General features: G+C 72.5%; 16 protein-coding genes and 1 pseudogene. 14 read left to right on the forward strand and 3 right to left on the reverse strand.

Annotation, left to right across the window (positions count from 1 at the left end):
• Positions 1–3: 3 nt before the first annotated feature.
• Positions 4–201 (reverse strand): hypothetical protein, encoded by a 198-nt coding sequence (locus tag ACZ42X_RS14085; RefSeq protein WP_468288809.1) that lies wholly within the window; start codon positions 199–201, stop codon positions 4–6.
• A gap of 202 nt (positions 202–403) precedes the next feature.
• Here ACZ42X_RS14085 and ACZ42X_RS14090 point away from each other — a divergent pair, with 202 nt between their 5' ends.
• The 10 genes from ACZ42X_RS14090 to ACZ42X_RS14135 all read left to right on the forward strand — a co-directional run bounded on the left by ACZ42X_RS14090 (position 404) and on the right by ACZ42X_RS14135 (position 15,304).
• Positions 404–1,357: a LysR family transcriptional regulator gene (locus ACZ42X_RS14090; RefSeq protein WP_468288555.1), complete on the forward strand. Its 954-nt coding sequence runs from the start codon at positions 404–406 to the stop codon at positions 1,355–1,357.
• 228 nt (positions 1,358–1,585) lie between these two features.
• The gene (locus ACZ42X_RS14095; protein WP_468288558.1) at positions 1,586–4,363 is read left to right on the forward strand and encodes an AfsR/SARP family transcriptional regulator; all 2,778 of its coding nucleotides are present in this window, start codon (positions 1,586–1,588) and stop codon (positions 4,361–4,363) included.
• Positions 4,364–4,451: 88 nt separating this feature from the next.
• Entirely contained in the window at positions 4,452–6,050 is a 1,599-nt protein-coding gene (locus ACZ42X_RS14100; RefSeq protein WP_468288561.1) for a PLL family lectin, read from the forward strand.
• Between the two features lie 156 nt (positions 6,051–6,206).
• Positions 6,207–6,530 (forward strand): MiAMP1 family antimicrobial peptide, encoded by a 324-nt coding sequence (locus ACZ42X_RS14105; protein ID WP_126889571.1) that lies wholly within the window; start codon positions 6,207–6,209, stop codon positions 6,528–6,530.
• A 231-nt stretch (positions 6,531–6,761) separates the two neighbouring features.
• Positions 6,762–8,162, forward strand: a complete 1,401-nt coding sequence (locus ACZ42X_RS14110; RefSeq protein ID WP_468288565.1) for a PLL family lectin — start codon at positions 6,762–6,764, stop codon at positions 8,160–8,162.
• Positions 8,163–8,240: 78 nt separating this feature from the next.
• Entirely contained in the window at positions 8,241–8,708 is a 468-nt protein-coding gene (locus ACZ42X_RS14115; protein ID WP_468288568.1) for a hypothetical protein, read from the forward strand.
• A complete protein-coding gene (locus ACZ42X_RS14120) occupies positions 8,705–12,631 on the forward strand; it encodes a hypothetical protein (RefSeq protein ID WP_468288571.1) in 3,927 nt (1,308 codons plus the stop codon). The genes ACZ42X_RS14115 and ACZ42X_RS14120 overlap by 4 nt, the downstream gene beginning before the upstream one ends.
• A gap of 4 nt (positions 12,632–12,635) precedes the next feature.
• Positions 12,636–13,856 (forward strand): tetratricopeptide repeat protein, encoded by a 1,221-nt coding sequence (locus tag ACZ42X_RS14125; protein ID WP_468288574.1) that lies wholly within the window; start codon positions 12,636–12,638, stop codon positions 13,854–13,856.
• Positions 13,857–14,243: 387 nt separating this feature from the next.
• Positions 14,244–15,125, forward strand: coding sequence for a DUF72 domain-containing protein (locus tag ACZ42X_RS14130; protein ID WP_468288577.1), 882 nt, complete (start codon positions 14,244–14,246; stop codon positions 15,123–15,125).
• Between the two features lie 32 nt (positions 15,126–15,157).
• On the forward strand, positions 15,158–15,304 hold the full coding sequence (locus ACZ42X_RS14135) for a hypothetical protein (RefSeq protein ID WP_468288580.1): 147 nt from the start codon (positions 15,158–15,160) through the stop codon (positions 15,302–15,304).
• Between the two features lie 358 nt (positions 15,305–15,662).
• On the opposite strand, the gene ACZ42X_RS14140 is transcribed toward ACZ42X_RS14135, so the two are convergent.
• Positions 15,663–16,247, reverse strand: coding sequence for a CchlQ (locus ACZ42X_RS14140; RefSeq protein WP_468288583.1), 585 nt, complete (start codon positions 16,245–16,247; stop codon positions 15,663–15,665).
• A 121-nt stretch (positions 16,248–16,368) separates the two neighbouring features.
• Here ACZ42X_RS14140 and ACZ42X_RS14145 point away from each other — a divergent pair, with 121 nt between their 5' ends.
• Complete coding sequence (locus ACZ42X_RS14145; protein WP_468288586.1) at positions 16,369–17,427, forward strand: hypothetical protein; 1,059 nt, start codon at positions 16,369–16,371, stop codon at positions 17,425–17,427.
• Between the two features lie 182 nt (positions 17,428–17,609).
• Here ACZ42X_RS14145 and ACZ42X_RS14150 read toward each other — a convergent pair whose 3' ends face one another.
• Positions 17,610–19,226 carry an alpha/beta hydrolase gene (locus ACZ42X_RS14150; protein WP_468288589.1) on the reverse strand — a complete coding sequence of 539 codons (1,617 nt, stop codon included), beginning with the start codon at positions 19,224–19,226 and terminating at the stop codon, positions 17,610–17,612.
• Between the two features lie 296 nt (positions 19,227–19,522).
• Here ACZ42X_RS14150 and ACZ42X_RS14155 point away from each other — a divergent pair, with 296 nt between their 5' ends.
• The 3 genes and pseudogenes from ACZ42X_RS14155 to ACZ42X_RS14165 form a co-directional block, all read left to right on the forward strand.
• Entirely contained in the window at positions 19,523–19,720 is a 198-nt protein-coding gene (locus ACZ42X_RS14155) for a hypothetical protein (RefSeq protein WP_468288592.1), read from the forward strand.
• A gap of 28 nt (positions 19,721–19,748) precedes the next feature.
• The gene (locus ACZ42X_RS14160) at positions 19,749–21,158 is read left to right on the forward strand and encodes an amidase (protein ID WP_468288595.1); all 1,410 of its coding nucleotides are present in this window, start codon (positions 19,749–19,751) and stop codon (positions 21,156–21,158) included.
• 23 nt (positions 21,159–21,181) lie between these two features.
• A pseudogene (locus ACZ42X_RS14165) lies at positions 21,182–21,389 on the forward strand (hypothetical protein); the annotation flags it as partial.
• Positions 21,390–21,391 lie beyond the last annotated feature (2 nt).

A 21,391-nucleotide genomic window follows, 5' to 3' on the forward strand; every position in this document is an offset into this window, starting at 1 on the left:
AGCTCAGGGTGATGCGCGCGGCGGCGGCTGTGGTGCCGCCGTGCCGGCGGCGCCGGTGGTGGCGTGCGCGGCGGCGGTATACGCCGGGGCGCCGGCGGGAGTGGGGGCAGCGCTGGCCTGACCGACGGCGCCGAGGGCGAGCGTTGCGGCAAGCCCGGCGCCGCAGGCGGCTGCGCTCAGGGGGAGTTTGCGAACCTGCATGGTGGGGGGTCTCCTCGCTACGTTGACTCGGGGTAAGCCGAGTGCGGTGCGCGATGAGTATGTGCCCTGGAAATGGCGGCTGGGGAGGCTGCTAAAGCCCGATAGGCCAGTGCTATCAGGTGGCAAGGCGTCGTTGAACCTGAGGGTGGTTCGCAGCCGCCAACCTCTTGGCGGATGTTGAATGGCGACCTACTCTCGCCCCATGGATTTGGAGATACGGCATCTACGCGTGGTGACCGCCATTGCCGATGCCGGCAGCCTGCACAAGGCGGCACGCGTACTGGGAGTGGCCCAGCCGACCTTGACCGCGCAGGTGCGCCGAATCGAGGAGAGCCTCGGCGGGGCACTGTTCCTCCGGCTGCCCGGCGGCTGCCGCCCCACGCTGCTCGGGCACCAACTCCTTGCCCGGGCCCGGTCCGTGCTGGCCGAAATGGCACATCTGACGGCCGAGATGAGGACGGCCGCCAGCTCCGCTCAGGCGCCACAGCTGCGCATCGGCTCCACACCCACCGCCGTGTTGCCTCTGTGGACGCGGCGTCTGGGCGAGCGGTATCCCGAGGCCCACATGACCGCCCAGGCCGACGTCTCCTCCAACACGCTGCTGCGGATGGTCGCCGCCGGCCAGCTCGACGTCGCCTTCGTGCACGAGGTCGAGGGAACGAACCTGCGCGTACCGGACGGGATGCGGCTGGGGGTCTTCCTGGAACGCGAGCCCGCGTTCCTGTCCATCTCCGAGCGTCATCCGGCGGCCAGTCGGCCGACCGTACGGCTTCAGGACCTGGCGGACGAACAGTGGATGATGGACAAGGCAGCCGACGGCGAATGGGAGAACCTGTCCCGGGTACTTCTGGAAGCCGGTCTGACACCCAGGATCCTGCACGGCGACTACTCGACCAGCAGGCTGCTGGTCGCCGCCGGGCAGGCCGTCACCTTGTGCAACGCCACCGCGACCGGCGGCGGCGGCGCAGTGACCCGCCGCCTGGAAGGCGACCCGATCGGATACCGCTGGCTGCTGGCGGCACGAAGCGACGCCCAACTGGAAGCCGTCTATGACGACCTGCTCGCCGCCTACCGAGAGGCGGTGGAACAGGTACCGCTCTACAAGGCGATGGGCCCCCTCACCTTCGCACGCACACCCTCCCCGCCGCGTCCCTGACATCCCCTCCGCTCACCGGAGCCGATGAGAGGGCGTCCCTGGCGGCCGCGCCCGCTCGTTCCACGCTTCGGCGACGTACCGGTCACTTACCAGTAACACCGTCATCACGCAAAGTAGCCTGGCGATCACCGGTGTTTTACGCTCACGCCAATGGGCGCACAGTACGAGTTCAAGTTCCTGGGACCTCTGGAAATCCTGCGGGACGGCGTTCCTGTGAGCGTCGGGGCCATGCGTCTTCGGATTCTGCTGGCCGTCCTGCTCACTCATGCCGGCGGGATCCTCCCGGTCGACACCATCGTTGACCGGGTGTGGGGCGGCAACGCACCGGCAGGGGCACGGAACACCCTGCAGAACTATGTGCTGCGGCTGCGCCGCGCCCTCGACCCGGGTCTCATCCGTACCCACCGCCGGGGCTATGGCATTGATGTCGAACCCTCGGCACTGGACACGCACCGCTTCACCGCGCTCGCGCGGCAGGGCGGAACAGCCCTGGAGGCGGGCGATCCCGAGCGTGCCGCTGTCCTCCTGCGTGAGTGCCTCGGTCTGTGGCGTGGAGATCCTCTGTCCGATCTTCCGAGCGAGCTGTTCCAGGATGTCATCCCCGGCCTCGTCGAACAGCGCGCCCAGGTACTTGAGTTGCGGATCGAGGCGGACCTGCGCCGCGGACGTCCGGGCGACGTGCTGCCCGAACTGCGCGCTCTCACCGAGAGGGACCCCCTGCGCGAACGGTTCTGGGTTCAGCGCATGCTGGCGCTCTACCAGACCGGCCGCCAGGGCGAGGCGCTGGCCTGCTACCGCGAGGTCGCCACGCTGCTCGCCGACGAACTGGGCGTGGACCCCGGGGACGAACTGCGCGCGATGCACCAGCGCATCCTGAACGCCGCACCGGAGCTGGCCGCGGCGCCGGCCCGCACGCGCACCGCTGGCAACCTGCCCGCGGAGACCACGACCTTCATCGGCAGGGAGAGTCAGCTCGCCCGTATCCACCGGCTGCTGGAGCTGTCCCGGCTGGTGACGCTCACCGGCGTCGGGGGCGTCGGCAAGACGAGGCTCGCATTGCGCGCCGCGCGGCAGGCGGCACCCGGCTTCAGCGACGGCGTGTGGCTGGCGGACCTGGCCACTCTCTCGGAGCCGGACCTGCTGGACCGGACGGTCGCCGACGCTCTCGGTCTACGTGACCAGTCGGCCAGGCCCGCGGCGGAGGTGGTGGCCGACCACCTCCGCGACCGCAGCGTCCTGCTCGTCCTGGACAACTGTGAGCACATGGTCGAGGACGCCGCCGCCCTGTCCCTCCGGCTCCTGGGGGCCGCCCCCGGACTGCGCATCCTGGCCACGAGCCGCGAACGCTTCGGCGTGCCGGGGGAACACGTCCTGCTTGTGCCCGGTCTCTCCCTCCCCGGGCCGCACGGCACCGCACCCTCGGAGGCCCTGCGCCTGCTCGCCGACCGCGCCGCCGCCTGTGCCCCGGTCTCCTCCCAGGCGTACGCGGACAGCGCCCCGGCCGCCGAACTCTGTCGACGGCTCGACGGCATACCCCTCGCCATCGAACTGGCCGCGGTCCGCCTCGCCTCCCTGACCGTCGAGCAGGTCCTGGAGCGCCTGGAAGACCGCTTCCGGCTCCTGGCCGCACCCCGCGCGGGCACGCCCCATCGCCACCAGCACACCCTGCGAGGCGTCATCGACTGGAGCTACGAACTGTGCACCTCCGCCGAACGCCTGCTGTGGAACCGGCTTTCGGTGTTCGCCGGCAGTTGCGATCTGGAAGCGGCCGAGGCCGTGTGCGCGGGTGACGGCATCGCCCCCGAGGACGTGCTCGACCTCCTCACCGGCCTGGTGCACAAGTCGATCGTGGTCGCAGAGGACACCGGCGGTACGGCCCGCTACCGCCTCCTGGAAACCATCCGTCAGTACGGCATCAGCCGCCTTGAGGAAAACATCGGCGAGGCGACGGCGGTGCGCCTGCGCCACAACGACCATTACCACCGCATGACCGTCCGTGCCGCCACGGAATGGTGCGGGCCGGCAGAGGTCCCCTGGCTGCTTCGGCTGCGAGCCGAAGTTCCCAACATCAGAGCAGCCCTGGAATTCTGCCGCACTCACCCCGGACGGGCCGCCGTCGGCGTGGAGATCGCCATCAACCTCACCCGCACCCGCTTCTGGTTCTTCGGGTGCACCCCCAGCGAAGGGCGCCACTGGCTGGAGAGCCTCGCCGGCGCGCAGAGTGACCTGCCCGACGAGCTCGACGTCCTGGCCACCGCGATGAAGGCGTGGATCGCGTTGTGCCAGGGCGACCGTCCAGCGGCACGGAGGTTCGCCGAGCACTGCCGCCGAACGGCCGGGGCGCACTCCACGACGGCACCGGCTCTCTACATCGAGGGCGCCTACGACTTCTTGGTGCACGGCAGCCCCGGTTGCGTCGAGCGGCTCGCCCTCGCGCGTGACGGCTTCCGCGCGGCCGGGCTCACCGGTGACGCCCACATGACGACCATGCTCTGGGCCATGGCCGCCGCCTTCCTCAGCCCCCGGGAGACGGCATGGCACGCCTGCCGCGCATACGTCACCGAAGCCGAGGCGTACGGAGCCGAATGGGCCCGCTCCTGGGCGACCTGGTGCACCGGGCTGACGGAGGTCCTGCACGGCGACCCGGCCCGCGCCCTCGGACCCCTGCGGGACGCCCTGGGGAGGCAGCAGGCCATCGACGACAGCTGGGGCCCGGTCTGGACCGTGGAGACCATCGCCTGGGCCGTCGGCGCCTTGGGACACCACCGGCGGGCGGCGCGACTCCTCGGGGCCGCCGACCGGCTGCGCGGCATCACGGGCGTCGCACTGACAGGACTTCAGCCCTTCTACACCCTCCACACGCGCACCGAAAGCCTCGCCCAAGACGGCCTGGGCCCGGAGGCGTACAACCGGGAACGGAACCGCGGCGCCGCGGCCGACGACGGCATCGCCCTCGCCCTCACCCTCATCGACGAGGTGTCCTCATCCCACGTGACCGAGAAGTGACCGAAGTGATAGCACGCCTCGGCAAAGTGGTGGGCGTCCGGGGCGCAGTCGCGTCCCGGGTGCGCAGCAGACGAGGAGTACCACCCCGATGGCCCCCACCGCCCCGGACTTCGGCCCCCAGATCGACGACTACGCGCCGTCCGAGCCCGCACGCGTCTGCGATCCGCAGGCCAAGCCGGGGCTGCTCGACTTCCGCGACCTGGTGCTCGCCGCCTACCCCGGCACCAGCAGCATGGGGATCAGCCGCGCATGCGGGAACACCATCGACAGCGAGCACAAAGAAGGGCGCGCCTGGGACTGGGGCGTTGACGTCCACACCCAGGGGCACATCGCCTCCGATGTGATCGACTGGCTCCTCGCCACGGACCGGCACGGCAACCCCCACGCCCTCGCCCGCCGCTTCGGCATCATGTACATCATCTGGAACCGGCGTATCTGGGAGTCCTACCGCCCGAACGCCGGCTGGACCCCGTACACGGGAAAGAGTCCGCACACCGACCACGTCCACTTCAGCTTCAGCTGGGCAGGCGCCCGCAAGGAGACCTCCTGGTGGAAGGCCACGCCGCGGGTGGTGCGGGTGGGTGTGGGTGTGCCCTCGGTGGTGGACCATGGTTCGGGCATGGTCGTCTTCGGCGTCGACCCGTCTGGTGGGGTGGTGCACCGGTGGCAGAACGCGGCGGGTGGTGCGTGGTCGGCGTGGACCGGGCTGGGCCGGCCGCAGGGTGGCGCGGTGGGACGACCGTGGGCGTTGGTGGGACGGTACGGGAAACTCGTGGTGTTCGTCCGAGGCGCGGACGGGGCGCTGTGGCACACCTGGCAGTCGGAAGCGGGCGCTTGGGCACCTGACTGGGTGTCACTGGGCGGGCGCCTCGCGGGCGACCCGTCGGTGGTGCTGAGCCCGAACGGTGCCCTGTCCGTCTTCGCCCGTGACCCGGACGGCCGAGTGACGCACACCTGGCAACGCGGCCCCGAACACGGTTACGCGTGGAATGAGGCCTGGGCCGACATGGAGGGCTCGATCGCGGGCCGGTTGTCGGTCGTGGTGGGCCGCGACGGTGGCATGGTGCTGTTCGCTCGTGGCTCTGATGGTGGTCTGCACCACCGCTGGCAGTCCGGAACCGGGGGGCCGTGGTCCGCCTGGACACCCCTGGGCGGGCGGCTCGCGGGTGATCCCTCGGTGGTGCTCAGCCCGAACAACGCCCTGTCGGTGTTCGCCCGTGATCCGGACGGCCGGGTGACGCACACCTGGCAGCGGGGCGCCGAACACGGGCACACATGGAACGACGCCTGGGTCGACATGGAGGGCTCCGTGCTGGGCCGTCCGGTGGTGCTGGTGGGTCGTGATGGCGGCATGGTGCTGTTCGCTCGTGGCTCTGATGGTGGTCTGCACCATCGCTGGCAGACCGGAACCGGCGGGCCCTGGTCCGCCTGGACACCTCTGGGCGGACAGCTCAGCGCCGACCCGGCCGTGGTCCTCAACCCCAGCGGTGATCTGTCCGTCTTCGGGCGCGACCCGCACGGCCGGATGACCCACACCTGGCAACGCGGCCCCCAGCACGGCCACTCCTGGAACGACACCTGGGTCGACATGGAAGGCGACCTCGCCCCCGACCCCAACGACACCACGGCCGCCCTCCCGAGACCGGCTGCCGCCGAACCAGCCGCCCCGCTTCGCATCGTCCCCTGACCGGCCCCACCAGCTGTGTGCCGCGCAGGTGGGAGGCCCAGGCGGGCCAGGGGTCCTCCGTTCAGGGAGCCGGTGCCCGTCCCACGTGGAGCTCACACGACCGCCCGTAAAGCCATCTACCCATCCACCCATCCATCTCATTGCACAGGAGTCACCATGCGCATCCGACGCACCCTTCGCACCGCCGTCACCTCCGCTGTGATGACGGGGGTGTTCGTCCTCGGCACCGGAGTCGCCTCCGCCAGCAGCTTCCTCAGCTGGGAGGGTCCGCAGAACACCGGCAGGGCCAAGGAGGTCTTCGCCTGCGGCTGCAACAACATCGACCCCAACTTCCGCGCGGCGTACCGCTTCAAGCACACCGGTCAGGACGCCACCATGTACAACCAGGACAACTGCCAGGGGCAGTCGCACTTCACCTTCCACGGCAGTCAGGAGAGCCGGGACCCCTTCGGCTGGCGGAGCGTGTTCTTCCACTGCTGACCCGAGCCATCCCTCTGGTGGGTGCCCTGCCGGTCCACGGCCGGCAGGGCCACCCGCCGGCACCCGCGTCCTCACCCGCATCCACGGAAAGCAAGCGTCATGGGCCCCTGCCACGTTCCTCCCGACCGGGATCTCGAAGTCACCAAGACCGTCTACACCGTCGGTCGCGATCTAGGGGTTTCGGACAAGGTGATGCTTGCCGGCTTCGAAGCCGGGTGGGTCGAATCGCACATGAACAACCTCGACTGCGGGGACCGGGACTCTCTCGGCGTCTTCCAGCAACGTCCCAGTCAGGGCTGGGGAACCCCCGAACAGATCCGGCACGTGCCGTACGCGGCCGAGCAGTTCTTCACCCGGGCGGTCCGTGTCGAGCAGCGCTCCCCACACCTCACTGCCGGTCAGACCGCGCAGGAGGTCCAGCGCTCCGGCTTTCCGGCCCGCTACGACGAGGCAGAAGCCAAGGCGCGCGCCCTCCTCGACGAGGCCAAGCGCGCAGTCGGGGCACCGCCGCGGGTGGTGCGGGTGGGTGTGGGTGTGCCCTCGGTGGTGGACCACGGTGCGGGCATGGTGGTGTTCGGGGTCGACGCATCGGGCGGGGTGGTGCACCGGTGGCAGAACGCGGCGGGTGGTGCCTGGTCGGCGTGGACAGGGTTGGGCCGGCCGCCGGGTGGCGCGGTGGGACGGCCCTGGGCGCTCGTGGGACGGTACGGAAAACTGGCGGTGTTCGTCCGAGGCGCGGACGGGGCGCTGTGGCACACCTGGCAGTCGGAAGCGGGCGCTTGGGCACCTGACTGGGTGTCACTCGGCGGGCGCCTCGCGGGTGATCCCTCGGTGGTGCTGAGCCCGAACGGTGCCCTGTCCGTCTTCGCCCGCGACCCGGACGGCCGAGTGACGCACACCTGGCAACGCGGCCCCGAACACGGTTACGCCTGGCACGGTTCCTGGGTCGACATGGAAGGCGCCGTGCTGGGCCGTCAGTCCGTGCTGGTGGGGCGCGACGGCGGCATGGTCCTCTTCGCCCGCGGCACCGACGGCGGCCTGCACCACCGCTGGCAGACCGGAACCGGCGGACCCTGGTCCGCCTGGACACCCCTGGGCGGACACCTCGCGGGCGACCCGTCGGTGGTGCTCAGCCCGAACAACGCCCTGTCCGTGTTCGCCCGCGACCCCGAAGGCCGGATCACTCACACCTGGCAGCGAGGCGCCGAACACGGGCACGCGTGGAACGACGCCTGGGTCGACATGGGCGGCGCGATGGCGGGCCGCCCGATGGTGCTGGTGGGGCGCGATGGCGGCATGGTGCTGTTCGCTCGTGGCTCTGATGGTGGTCTGCACCATCGCTGGCAGACCGGAACCGGCGGACCCTGGTCCGCCTGGACACCCCTGGGCGGACAGCTCAGCGCCGACCCGGCCGTGGTCCTCAACCCCAGCGGTGACCTCTCCGTCTTCGGGCGCGACCCGCACGGCCGGATGACCCACACCTGGCAACGCGGCCCCCAGCACGGCCACTCCTGGAACGACACCTGGGTCGACATGGAAGGCGACCTCGCCCCCGACCCCACCGACACCACCCCGAGCCTGCCTTCTCAGGCGCTGTCGGAGGCACCCCAAACCACATCGGGACGCCAGTGAATGTGCTGGTCCAAAGGGCCGACAGGTCGTCAGCAAGGAAATCGAGAGGTTCACGGTGACAACGCTCAGGGGGAACTCATGTCGGCCGAGCCATTGATGGCGCTCGCGGGGGCGGGCGCGACCGCCCTGATCGGTGCCATGGCCACCGACGCATGGCAGGGCGTCCGGGACGGGATCGTCCGTCTCTTCGGGCGCGGCCCGGGAGGGCCCGAGCGCGGGGAGCTAGTCGCGACGCGGCTCGATGAGGACGCGGAGCTGATCGGACGAAGTACGGAACCGGGCAGTGCCGATGAAGTCCGGCGCGAACTGCTCCCCGTGTGGCGGCGTAGGCTCGTCGTCCTCTTGCAGGAGCAGCCGGACGCCGAGGGCGCTGTGCGGGAGCTGATCGAGCGTATGCGGGGTCGGCTGGACGGCGACCGTGAGGCGTGGGTGCAGCACAACACCGCTCACGACCAGTCCACCCTGTTCGCTGTCCAGGGCGGGAACGTCCACTACCACCACACAGCAGGGGGACAGCTGCCGCCGTCGCCCCCTGCCGAGGAGTGACCGGGTGGCCCTCCGGCGGCACGACGTACCAGGAGGTCCGTGCGGCGGCCGGGTTCGCGTACGGTGCCGTCGGTGCCGACATCCATGTCTTCGGTGACAGCACCCCCGTCTATCTCCTCTACGTACACGCCCCGGGTCCATTCCTGGTGGGCGACACCGCCTCCCTGCGTGATCAGCCCAGCCGAATGCTGGACGCGCGCAGTGAGGTGGTGCCCTTCACGGGCCGGGAGGCGCAACTCGCCGAGCTGCGGCGCTGGCGCGACGCGCCCGGTGAACTCGCCGTGCGCTGGCTGCACGGTCCCGGTGGCTCGGGGAAGTCCCGGCTCGCCGCGCGCTTCGCCGCCGAGTGCGCGGATGCGGGCTGGCTGGTGGTCGACGCCGTGCACGGCACGGACGGCCGTCCGCCCGCCCCGGGCAGCCAGGACCTGCGCACCGAGGGCCGTCCGGGCGTGCTGGTGCTGGTCGACTACGCCGACCGGTGGCCGCACGCCCACCTGAGCTGGCTGTTCCACAACACGCTGCTGCGGGGTCGCTGCCCCGCCCGTGTGCTGCTGCTGGGCCGCTCCGTACAGCCGTGGCCAGGCCTGCGGGCGCAGTTGCACCGCCAGCGCCGCGGGGTGGGCGTGTCGGACCAGGCGCTCGGGCCCCTCTCGGCCGAGCCGGGTGCGCAGGACGAACGGCGCCGGATGTTCGAGGCGGCGCGGGACGGCTTCGCCGCGCACTACGGGAGGCTGGGCCCGCTTCCGGCACCGGGGGATCTGTCCGGACCCGATTTCGGCCTGGTTCTCGCCGTACACATGGCCGCGCTGGTGGCGGTCGACGCCCGGGCGCGTGGCCGTACCGCGCCCACGGACCTGACCGGCATGACGGCGTATCTGCTGGACCGGGAGCATCTCGCCTGGTGCCCGGGGGCCGGACGCGGTGGGGACGACGCGAGTACGGAGCAGGAGGAGGGCCGGGTGATGGGGCGGGCGGTGTTCACCGCCGTGCTGACCGGGCCGATGCCGCGCGAGGACGCCCTGCCGCTGCTGGACCGGCTGATGTTCGAGGACCCGGCCGGCGTGATCTCCGCCCATGCCACGGGCTATCCGGCGGCACGCGCGTCGGACGGCAGGGTGCTGTGGCCGCTGCTGCCGGACCGGCTCGCCGAGGACTTCCTCGCCCTCAGCCTTCCGGGTAGCCCGGTGAGCGGCTATCCCACCGATCTGTGGACGGCCACCGCGACGCGCCGCGTTCTCGAGCGGGACGGTGGCGCCGCCCCGCCCTGGACACCCCGAGCGCTGACCTTCCTGACCGCCGCCGCCGAACGCTGGCCGCACGTCGGTGAGCGCGTGCTCTTTCCCTTGCTGCGCCGCGATCCGGCTCTCGCGGTCCGGGCGGGCAGCGCGGTGCTCGCCGCTCTGGCCGAGCTGCCGACGGTCGATCCCGGGGTCCTCACGGCCATCGAACCGGAGCTGCCGGCCGGCGACGTACGGGTGACCACGGGAGCGGGGGAACTGACCGCCCGGATCGCGGCCGACGAGCTCCAGCGGGCCGCGGGCCCGCTGGAGCAGGGCCGGGTTCGGTTGAGGCTGGGCAGGGCGCTTGTGCAGGCCGGTCGGCGTTCGGAGGGGCTGGTCCATCTGGAGGAAGCGGTACGGCTCACCGAGCGGGCTTTCCACCGCGACCCGGCGCTGCGCGTGGAGCACGCGCAGGCCGTCCTGTGCGTGGCGATGTCGTTCACCGCCGAAGCCGACCCCGAACGGGTGATGACCTGGGCACGGCGGGCCATCGGGCTGCTGCGGGCGTCGCCCTGTCGGGGGGAGGGCGAGAGCGAACGGCTGAGCACGCTCGCACGGGCGTACACCCTGTTCGCCGCGGTGTCCGCCGGCACTGGCGACGTGCGGGCCGCCCACGCCGCCGCGGCCGAGGCGGCAGCGGCCTACGACGCACTGCGCGAGCGGGATCTGTGGTCCGCGTTCAACTCCTTACCCGACCAGAACGACCTGGTTCGGCTGCGGAGCCTGCTGTTGGCCTCCGACGGACGACAGGACCTGGCAGTGGAGTTCAGTGCGATGTCGGTCGCGAACGCTCGCCAGTTGGCGCGGATGGGCCCTGCCCGGTACGGCGCCGCTCTGGCCGGCCATCTCGCGCAGCACGGCGACCGGCTGTGGGACGTCGGCAAAAGGCGGGAGGCGGTGGCCTCCCTGCTGGAGGCCGTGCACCTGCTTCGCCAGATCGCACGGGTGCGGCCCGAGGACCGAGAGAGTCTCGCCGGAGCACTGGAGCGGACAGCCGACCTGCTGATCGCCCTCGGGCGGTGTGAAGAGGCGGTACCGCTCCTTGAGGAGGGCCTCGCCCTGTGGCGGGCCCTGGCCGCGGACGCCGCCGCGCGAGGAGACCGGGCGGCGGCCGCCGAGCACGAGGACGGGGCCGCCCGGGCACTGCGCCGCCTTCGGCGGCAGCACGCACCGTCACGGGGGCGGGGCGGCAGCGTCAGGGGTTTCGCGGCAGAGGGCCGGCGGCTCGTGCGCGAGGGGCAGCGGGAGCGGCTGTGGGAGCTGATCCGTTCCCAGCCGGTCGCCGACGCGGTCCGGCTCGCCCACCGGTTGCCCCGGCGTGCCTGGGACTTGGCGGTGCGCGGCGGCCCCGGGGACCGTGAGCCGGCCGACGTGCTGCTCTCCTGGCAGCCGCGTGCCGCTGCCCACGCGGTACGCGAAGCCCTCCGCGACGCGGTATGGGTGCCGCCCTGGCCCGGTGCGTCCGGTGCGTGCGGTGCGTGCGGTGCGTGCGGTGCGTCCGGTGTGTGCGGTGGCGCGGATGTGGCGTTCGCCGTGGCCGGCGAGGCGTGCCTGTCCCGCGAGGCCGACGAGCCGTCCCGGGCTGCCCCCGGGGACGCCCGGGTACGCGCCACCCGCATCGAGGTGTGGGACCTGGACACCCGTACGCTCCGGTGGTCGGCGCCCCACCAGCGCCTGGCCGCCGACCCGCCGCGCTGTCTGCGGCGTGACGCGGTGCTGGCGGTGCGGGCGCGAACCCGGCCCGAGGCCGTGCGGGGTGCGGGAATCGGACTGGACCTGGTGCTGTACCGGCCGGAGGGCGAGCGCGTACTGGCCGGCGATGTGCCGCTGTCGGGGGCGCGCATCGCCCCCACCGCGTACGGCTTCGTGGTTCTGTCCGCCACCGCGCGCCACGCCCTGGTCGGCACGGCCTCAGGGACGGTGGCACGAGCCCGGTGCGCCCCGGAGTCCTTCGGGCTCAGTCGGTGCGACCTGGTGGCCACCGATCCGATGGGGACCCGGGTGGCCTTCGGGTGCGGAAACCGGCTGATGATCACCGATGACAGGCTGGAAAAGGTCGTAGTAGCCGGGCATCGGCCGCTGCCCCCGGCGCTGGGACCGGTGCGCGAGGCGGTGTTCCTCTCCCCCGACGAGCTGGTGGTCACCGGCCCGGGAGGACGGTGGGGCCGCTTCGAGGTGGAGTCCGGCGAGCTGGTGCCGATCGCGTTGAGCGGGGACGGGCCGACCGGGCCGGGCCTCTTCGCGCTGCCTGCGTGGGGGGCCGTGGGCGGTCCGGGCAAGAACGGCCGGGCCCTGTGCCATGACGCCACGACGCTGGCTCCGCTGGCCCTGCCCGGCCCGCTCGCGTCGGCGGCCGGCGGCCGGCCGTACCGGATGACGGCATCGGCCGACGGCCGGTACGTGGTACACAGCGCCGCAGTGCCCCGGTGGCGGCGCGGCGGCGGCGACGCGAGCCGGGCCGTGGTGCACGACCTGGGCCATCCAGCCGCGCTGCTGACGCGGCCGGTGAGTTCGCTGAGCCCGGCCGAGACGGCGGCGCTGGCCGGTCACAGCGCGGGGTCCGCCGGCACCCGCGAGCTGATGCGACTGGCGGCGACGCTGGCGGGCGTCGCGCCCGGATCCGTACGCACACAGGAGAAGTGAGCCGATGGCGAGGAACTGGTTCCGCAGGAGGCGCCGGACGGACGGACACGGCAGCAGCGACTCCGCGGGCCGGTCGGCGCAGCGGCCGCCGCGCACCGGCGAAGACGCCCTGCTCGACCTGGGGTTGCAGCGTCCCGAACCCGGCGCACACCGGCTCCTGCCCGAAAACCTCCAAGCGCTGCGCCGACGACTGAACGAGCTGGAGCGTCAGCACGGCCCGGCGCACGAGGACACCATCGAGATGCGGAGCCGACTGGCCGCCCTGCTGACCGTCCTGGCACTGTCTCTCGAACGGTTGCGCCCCGGCGACACCACAGCTCACGAGCACGCCGTGGCGCTGCATGTGGAGAACATCGTCCACGCGACCCGTGCTCTCGGCGCGGACTCCTCCGACGCCCTGTGCGCCTGGGAAGGGGCGGGGTCCGTGGCGCTGTCGGCAGGGTGGACCGAGAAGGCCATCGGCTTCCTGGAGGAGGCCGTCGCGGGGTACCGGCGCGTCGCGGGGCCGGACGACGAACGCACCCAGTTCTGCTGGTCCCGACTGGCCGAGGCGTACGAGGCGGCCGAGCGAATGGACGAGGCGATCACCTTGTGGGAGCGGGTCGTCGAGACGGGACGGCGGACGCTCCGCCCGGGCGACGTGATGCTCGGCGAACGCAAGGAGCGGCTGTTCCGCGCCTACCACCGGGCGGGCCGGACCCTTGACGCCACCGCGCTGTGCAGGGAGATCATCGCCGACAAGGAGCAGTTGAACGGACCGGACGATCTGAGCGTGTTCATCTGGACGGACAACCTCGCCCACCTCCTGCACGACGCCAAAGACCTTGCCGGCGCCATCGCCTGCTACGAGCGCGCCATCCACGGCCTCACGGACATCACCGGCGCGCGCCATCCCGACCTCGCCTTCCGCCATCACAACCTGGCCCTCGCCCATCAGGAAGACGGCCATCCAGAGCGAGCGCTGCCGCACCTCGAGCGGGCCCTGGCCATCCGCGAGGGCGCTTTGGGACCGCACCACGCCGACACCCTCGACACGCTGCTGAAGCTGATCCCCGTCTGCGAGAAGGCCGACCGGCTGGACAAAGCCGTCGCTTGCGCCGAGCGCCTGGTCACGACCTTGGAACAGGTGGCTCCGGGGCACGCCCGGCTGCCAGAGCTACAGGCTTGCCGTGCGCGGCTGGCGCAGGCCCTTCGGGACACGGAGGGCGAGAGTGCCGTTGACTGACAGAGGCCCCGATGGTTCCGCGGATGCCCGAAATCCCTGCGGAGCTCGTCCCCGAGCTGGCGGAGGTCTCGGCGGCGTCGCTGTTCAAGCTCACCGGCAACGGTTCGGTACCGCGCTCCACGATCAGCCTGGTCCAGCTGCGTGCAGGTCAGATCGTCGGCAGCACATACCTGGCTGATGTTCGTGATCGGCCAGGTCGACTTCTTCATCCCCGTGGCGCTCATCGCCAAGCCGGTGCCCGGCCAGTGCTTCACCGACCCGTGGAAGTGAGGCCACCCGGGGCAGGTTCAGCGCGCACTCCCTCGGCCGGCGCACGGCCTCCAGTCCGGGCGGAGGACGAAGGGACGGAGAGGGGCGGAAGCGTCGTGCCGGGGTAGGCGGGGCCGTATGGGTGAGATCCTGATCGGTACATGTTCCTGGACGGACAAGGCACTTGTGGCCAGCGGGTGGTACCCGCCGGGACGGCAGGACCCGGAGGGACGGCTGCGGCACTACGCCGAGCACTTCTCCGTGGTGGAGGTGGACGCCACCTACTACGCGCTGCCCAGCACGCGCAACAGCCTCCTGTGGGTCGAACGGACCCCGCCCGGCTTCCGCTTCGACGTCAAGGCGTTCTCCCTCCTCACCGGCCACCCCACCCGCGACGCCGCCCTGCCCGCAGATCTGCGCGGCCGACCCCGTACCACCGGTGACACCGGACTTCTCGACGAGATCTGGCACCGTTTCAGCGACGCCCTCCGGCCGCTGCGGAACGCCGGCCGCCTCGGCACGCTGCTGTTCCAGTTCCCGCCCTGGTTCGCCCCCGGCGCGCGGTCCGAGGCCGCCCTCCGGCACACCCGGCTGCGCACCGGCGACTGGCCCGTGGCCGTGGAGTTCCGGCACCCCGACTGGTGGCGGGACGAGCACCGCGCCCGTACCACCGCCCTGCTGAGGGAGCTGGACACCGCCGCTGTGGCCGTGGACACGCCACAGGGACTGCCCACCTCGATACCGCCGGTCACCCCGGTCGCCTCCACCAACCTCGCGGTGGTGCGCTTCCACGGGCGCAGCCCCGAGTGGGGCAGGGGCAGCAAGGAGGACCGCTTCCGCCACACGTACGCGGAGGACGAGCTGCGGGAGTGGCGGCCGCGTCTGCGCGCCCTGGCCGACCGGGTCACGCACCTGCACGTCCTGTTCAACAACTGCTGCGCCGACGCCGCCGTACGCGCCGCCGCGTCCATGCGGGGCCTCTTGAGCCCGTGCGGACATCCAACGGACGTCTCCGGGTAGGAGGGCGGTAGACACAGACTTCAGGAGGTGCCATGTCCGGACTGATGACACGCATCCAGCGGTTCATCCGCAGCCCGCAGGGCCAGCGGGCCGTCGCCTCGGCGCGCCGCGCCGCCGCCGACCCGCGCAACCGCACCCGAGCCCGTGGGCTGCTCGCCCGGCTGCGCGGGCGCCGGTGACGGGGTAGGGGCTGAGGGCGTACCCGCGGCGGGTGCCTTGGGCACCGCCTCACCGACAGCGCGCTGCTCCTGTCTCCCGTCTGCTTGATCGTTTGCGGACCACGGGGAGAGAGACGACGATCGGCAAGACGGCGATATCCGTTCTGGTGGCGGGTGCGCTCGTGGGTGCCCAGTCGGGGTGCGATCCGGACGGCGGTGACGATGCGCACGGAGGCGGCGCGAGCGGTTCGAGTGGCGCGGGGGGTGCGGGTGGCGCCGGCGGTGCCGCTGATCGTCCTCAAGCTGAAGAGCTGATGATGCCGGGAGTCGAACGGGTGTCGGTACGGCGGCAGGGCGGAACCCTTCGCCACCACGGCCTTCAGCGCGCCGACGCCCGATCGGCCCCGGCCGCGCCACCCGCGCCACCCGCGCCACCTGCGCCGCACAGCGAGCAGCGTTCCCTGCCGTCCCAGTCCGCCCAGCCGAAGACGCCCGGCGACAGGGAGCGGCCCTCCAACTCGTCGCGGACCGCGACCCGGTAGTCCCACACGGACGCGATGTACGGGTGGTAGACGTCGTGAAAGGAGGGCTGGGACAGCAGGGCGCCCGCGGCGACGGCACGGCGCAAGGCGCGCAGCTGCTCGAACATCGCCTGCCCGGCGGCGGCGACCGGCGCGGCGGCGTCGATGAACAGCCGCTCCCGCACCTCGTAGATGTGCGCGTCGGCGAGGGCGGCACGGCTCGCCGCCTCCCGGTCGAGGGACGGGTCCGGGTCCTGGGCCAGCTCACGCAGCCGCGTATGGGCGGTGCCCGCAGCCGAGATGAAGTCGATGTACACCTCGCGCCTCAGCGCGCCGAGCCCCCGCCCCTCCTCCTGCCGGGTACGCAGCCGGTCGGCGAGCACCGTCCCCGCTATCGCGATGACCGCGCCCCCGAGCGTCGCCACCAACGTCAACCACTCCACGCCGAGCCCCCCTCGCCCTGCCGTGCCCCCTACGGTGGCGGCACCGTAACATCCGCCGCTGGCACCGCCGGTACCGCTTACCGCGGAATCGGTCCGCGCCGCGATGCGCGACGATGACCCTATGAACGGACAACGGGGAAGCATTGCAGAGGAGCCCATCGCGGACCTCGCCCGGCGGCTCGTCGCGGCGGACACCGGCGGCTGGACGCCCGACGGGGCGAGGGCCTTGGCGGCCGAGCTGGGCTGGGCCTGGGGCGGCACGCCGGAGAATCCCGTCCTGATCACCGGCCGGACGGCGGGGAACGCCCGACTGCGCCCGGTGGGCCGGTTCGAGAAGTCCTACGTCGACGGGGAGTCGTACGTGGAGCTCGCGGTTCCCGTGGCGACCGCCGCCCGGGAAGCCGCCGCTCAGGCCGCCGCCTTCCGCGCCGTCAGGAGGGAGGTGACCGCCGCGCTCGGTACGCCCTCCATCATGGGCTCGCACGGCGACTTGGGCCCCTACTACGACGGCGGGCAGTTCTGGGGAGCGCCCTTCCTGCGGTGGCGCGGCCGGGACGACACGCTGGAACTGCGCGCCGGGACCGAGGGGCCGGAGCTGGTCCTGCAGCCCACCGGGCCGGCGGAGAACTGGTTCTGGCGTCAGGGCATCGGCGAGGAGTACGCGATCAGCGGCTTCTTCGGCAGCAATCGCGACCCGGCCAACTCCGGCCTCGGTTTTCCCGGTGGCTGGACGGCCCGGAGCTGGGAGACCGTCACCCGGACGCTGGACGGCTTCCTGGGCGCGCTGCCCGCCGAAACGACCGCCCTCGGCATCAGGATCGGCATGCCGGTCTACGGTCGTACCGACCGCGGCGCACCCATCCTGTTCAACGTGGCATGCGGCGACCGGCTGACGATCGGCTGCTTCGCCCCGGACGACGTCGATCCGGCCTCCCTCGGCTGGGGGACACTCGCCCAGCACCCCGACACCGCGTCGGTCTACGGCGACGGCGGCCCGGTGTGGCGCGTGGACGCGGGCGGCCCCGGGGAGCCGAAGGGCCGTGCGCTCGCGGAGATGCTCGTGGCGACGGCCCGGGCGGTGGGCGTGAACGATCCGTCCGACCTGATCGTCGGCCGCGAGGCCGAGTACGTGGACGGCTACCACGTCACGTACTACGGGCTGGGCCTGCCGACCGGCTGACCATTCCCCTGACGCGGCTGACGCGGCTGGCGCGGCGCCTCGGCGTCGGGCGGGCGCGCGAAGTGGCGTTGCCGTGACGGCGGCAGGGTCCTCGGCGCCCACCGGCTGGCGCTCACCGTGTCCGACGGTGGGGGGCCTTCCGCGAGGGAAGGCCCCCCACCCACGCCGGTGAGTGGCGTTCGTCAGCGTGCGTTCATCGCCGGGACGCCCGGAGGCGTCGGCAGCGGCAGCCGCAGACGGGCCGGCTGGTCGGCGGCGGCCGGGGTGCGGCAGGTGAGGTCCTTCGCCGGGAGCTTGCCGGTGGTCAGGTAGGCCGTGGCGGTCTTGTCGGCGCAGGACTTGGTTGTGTAGACGCCGTGGCCCTCGCCTCCCAGGACCGTCACCATGCGCGAGCCCTTCATGGCCCGGTGCAGGCCCTGACCGCTGGTCAGCGGGGTCTGGGAGTCCCACTCGTTCTGCAGGATCAGCGCGCCGACCTTGTTGTCCACCGTGGTCGCGGGCTCACTGCCGTTCTTCCAGAACGCGCACGGCATGATGTTCGACGCGAAGTCGCCGTACAGCGGGTACCTGGCCTTGTCACGGATCGCGTCGCGGCGGTACTGCTCCGGGTCGCGCGGCCAGGCCCGGGTGTCGGCGCACACGACGGCCCAGAAGCTCGCGTCGCCGTTGTCCGCCGGGGCCTCCGCCCGGGCGAACGCCGGCGGTGCGGGGCGTTCGGGGCTCGGCGTCGCGTCGCCGTTCCGGGACGGGGCCGGCTTCTGGCCCGAGGCGGCCTTCTTCAGGTCGGCGACCCGCTCGGCGGCGTTCTGCACGTAGAAGAAGACGGCCCGCTCGGCGCGGATGTCGTCGCCGGTCATGCGCGTCCCGTCGACGTCGATGGGCTTGCGGTCGGCCCGGGCGACCAGGTCCCAGTACGTCTTGCGGACCTTGGCCGGAGTGTCGCCCAGCCGGTACGTCGTGTGGCGCTTCGCGGTCCACTCGGTCCAGCGCGTGAACGCGGGCTCGGCGCCCTCGGCCCACACCTGGATCATGCCCCGCCAGGCGCGCTGGGGATCGACGGCGCTGTCCAGCACGAACCGGTCCGCCCGCTGGGGGAACAGCTGCGTGTAGACGGCTCCGAGGTACGTTCCGTAGGAGAACCCCAGGTAGGAGATCTTCTTCTCGCCGAGCACGCCGCGGACGACGTCCATGTCGCGGGCCGTGTTGCGGGTGGTGAGGTGGGGCAGGAGCGCACCGCCCTTGGCCTGGCACTTGTCGGCGACCGTACGGGCCCACTGCACGTCCTTGGCGAACGTCGCCGCCTTGTACGGGCGCTGCCAGTTGAATTCGTCGTCCGCGAGGCCGCAGCCGACCGGGGTGCTCCTGCCGACGCCCCGCGGGTCGAAGCCGATGAGGTCGTACTGCTTCTTCACGGCCGCGGGCAGATCGGGCCCCAGGTACAGGGGCATGTCCAGGCCGGAGCCGCCCGGGCCCCCGGGGTTGAGCAGCAGCACACCGCGACGTTCCTTGGTACTGCTCGCCTTCAGCCGCGACACCGCGATGCCGATCTGCTTGCCGCCCGGACGGCTGTAGTCGAGGGGCACCTTGAGGGTCGCGCACTGCAAGGCGGCGGGGCTCTCGGCGTCACACCGCTTCCACTGCGGCTTCTGCTGCAGGTACCGCTGCAGAGGGTCCGCGGTCGCGGGACGCGAGGGCGACGCGGCGGAAGGGGCGGCGGAGGCGGTGGCGGGAGCGAGGGCGGGGATCAGGGTCGCGACGGCGCCCACGGCCAGGAGAGGGGCTATTCGTCTGCTGCGCACAATGATGCCGTTCCTTACGTAGGGGATGGCTGTGACCCACCCACCCTGTCGGACAAAGGGAGTTGGGCGAATCCGCCGCCGGGCCCCCGGCGTCTCCGACCGCAGGAGTAGGGAGCAGACCGGTGAATGGTCCCCCTGAAGGAGAACGCGAACTGCCGTTTTTCCGTCCGCGGTGGCCTTCGCGACGGATGCGGCCCCGGTTCGGGGGTGGGGAGCCGAGGCGGCACACCAACCCGCACGGTCGTCCACCGGCGTGGCACACTCGTCGCCTCAGCAGCCACGAGGTGAGACGGGGTATGCCACCGGCAGGCACCGACGAGCGGATCGCGCGCGGGAACCAGACCCTGAAGCGCCTCCTGGAGGCGGTCAACGCCGAATCCGTCCTCCACGACGACTCGGGCTGCTACGACAAGGCGGCCAAGGGCATCGGCGACCGCCTGCGCGACATCGCAGATGCGGGAACTTCGCCCTCCTCGGCTCGACTGACCCGCTGACAGCCTTACCGTCCAGTAAGCTCCGGCCATGTCCACCCCCGCCATAGCCGGACTCGCCGATTCCGTACGCGCCCTGACGGAGGGTCAGGTCACCTCCGCCGCCCTCGTCCAGGCCTCCCTCGACCGGATCGAGGCCACCCGCTCCACGGTGAACGCCTTCCGCCTCGTGCGCGACGCCGAAGCCGTCCTCGCGGAGGCCGCGGAGGCCGACCGCCGGCTCGCGGCGGGGGAGCGGGCCCCGCTGCTGGGCGTACCGGTCGCCGTCAAGGACGACACCGACATCGCCGGGCTGCCCACCGCCTTCGGCTGCCGCGGCGACCTCCCGGCCGCGAGCGCCGACGGGGAGGCCGTCCGGCGGCTGCGCGCCGCGGGCGCCGTCATCGTCGGCAAGACCAACACCTGCGAGCTGGGCCAGTGGGCCTTCACCGAGGGCCCCGCCTTCGGCGCCACCCGCAACCCCTGGCACACCGGCCACACGCCCGGCGGCTCGTCCGGCGGCTCGGCGGCCGCCGTGGCCGCCGGGCTGGTCCCCGCGGCGCTCGGCTCCGACGGCGCCGGGTCCATCCGCATACCGGCCGCCTGGACGCACCTGGTCGGCATCAAACCGCAGCGCGGACGCGTCTCCGTGCACCCGTACAACGACTGCTTCGAGGGCCTGACGGTGAACGGCCCCCTCGCCCGTACGGTCGCCGACGCCGCGCTGCTGCTCGACGCCGTCTCGGGCGCGCACCCCTCCGAGCGCCACCACCCGGCGCCCATCGACGCCTCCGCCGCCGCACGCCGCGAACCCGGCCGGCTGCGCATCGCACTCGCGTGGCGCTCCGCGTTCACCGCCACCCGCAACCCCCTGCACCCCGACATACGCCGCGCCGTGACCGACCTCGCCGAGGCCCTCGCCCGCCTCGGCCACACCGTCGAGGAGGCCCGCCCCCGCTACGGCCTCATCGGGCTGAGCTTCCTGCCGCGCGCCACCGCGGGCATCGCCGCGTACGCCGACCGGCACCCGGACCCGGCGCTGCTGGACCCGCGCACCCGCGGCACCACCCGCACCGGCCACCGCCTCGGCGGCCGCGCCCTGCGCACCGCCCGGGCACGCGAGGGCCGCCAGCACCGCCGCATCGGGGCCCTCTTCGCCACGTACGACGTCCTCCTGACCCCCACCACCGCCGCCCCGCCGCCCCGTGTCGGCACCTTCGACGACCTGTCGGCCTGGCGCACCGACCTCACCATGGCGGCCGCCTGCCCGTACGCCTGGCCCTGGAACGTCCTCGGCTGGCCCGGCGTGAACGTCCCCGCCGGCTTCACCACGACCGGCCTGCCGGTCGGCGCCCAGCTCCTCGGACCGGCCGGCAGCGAAGAACGCCTCATCTCCCTGGCGGCGCAGCTGGAGGCGGACCGGGCCTGGCACCTCCTCCGTCCGGCCCTCGACCCGATCTAGGAACTCCCGACGAACTGCTGCGCCGCGGAGAGCACGCCTGGCCGGCGGAGCTGGACCTGTTGGCACGGATCGCCGGGCTCGAGCGGGAACGTCGTGTCGCGGACTGGGACGGGGCTCCGTTCACCCGGGACTCCGTTCACCCAGGGCTCCGCGAAGCACGTCTCCGTGTGGCGCAATCCGGCCCAAGGCCGGTCACCGGGCTGTCCATGGAGGAGGCCGTGCCCGTCTTGAGG

The organism is Streptomyces sp. NPDC030862, from assembly GCF_055571835.1.

Excerpts from the sequence above, each read along its gene's own strand:
- ACZ42X_RS14085 (WP_468288809.1), bottom strand. The coding sequence starts at position 201 with ATGCAGGTTCGCAAACTCCCCCTGAGCGCAGCCGCCTGCGGCGCCGGG.
- ACZ42X_RS14090 (WP_468288555.1), top strand. The coding sequence starts at position 404 with ATGGATTTGGAGATACGGCATCTACGCGTGGTGACCGCCATTGCCGAT.
- ACZ42X_RS14095 (WP_468288558.1), top strand. The coding sequence starts at position 1,586 with ATGCGTCTTCGGATTCTGCTGGCCGTCCTGCTCACTCATGCCGGCGGG.
- ACZ42X_RS14100 (WP_468288561.1), top strand. The coding sequence starts at position 4,452 with ATGGCCCCCACCGCCCCGGACTTCGGCCCCCAGATCGACGACTACGCG.
- ACZ42X_RS14105 (WP_126889571.1), top strand. The coding sequence starts at position 6,207 with ATGCGCATCCGACGCACCCTTCGCACCGCCGTCACCTCCGCTGTGATG.
- ACZ42X_RS14110 (WP_468288565.1), top strand. The coding sequence starts at position 6,762 with ATGAACAACCTCGACTGCGGGGACCGGGACTCTCTCGGCGTCTTCCAG.
- ACZ42X_RS14115 (WP_468288568.1), top strand. The coding sequence starts at position 8,241 with ATGTCGGCCGAGCCATTGATGGCGCTCGCGGGGGCGGGCGCGACCGCC.
- ACZ42X_RS14125 (WP_468288574.1), top strand. The coding sequence starts at position 12,636 with ATGGCGAGGAACTGGTTCCGCAGGAGGCGCCGGACGGACGGACACGGC.
- ACZ42X_RS14130 (WP_468288577.1), top strand. The coding sequence starts at position 14,244 with ATGGGTGAGATCCTGATCGGTACATGTTCCTGGACGGACAAGGCACTT.
- ACZ42X_RS14135 (WP_468288580.1), top strand. The coding sequence starts at position 15,158 with ATGTCCGGACTGATGACACGCATCCAGCGGTTCATCCGCAGCCCGCAG.
- ACZ42X_RS14145 (WP_468288586.1), top strand. The coding sequence starts at position 16,369 with ATGAACGGACAACGGGGAAGCATTGCAGAGGAGCCCATCGCGGACCTC.
- ACZ42X_RS14155 (WP_468288592.1), top strand. The coding sequence starts at position 19,523 with ATGCCACCGGCAGGCACCGACGAGCGGATCGCGCGCGGGAACCAGACC.
- ACZ42X_RS14160 (WP_468288595.1), top strand. The coding sequence starts at position 19,749 with ATGTCCACCCCCGCCATAGCCGGACTCGCCGATTCCGTACGCGCCCTG.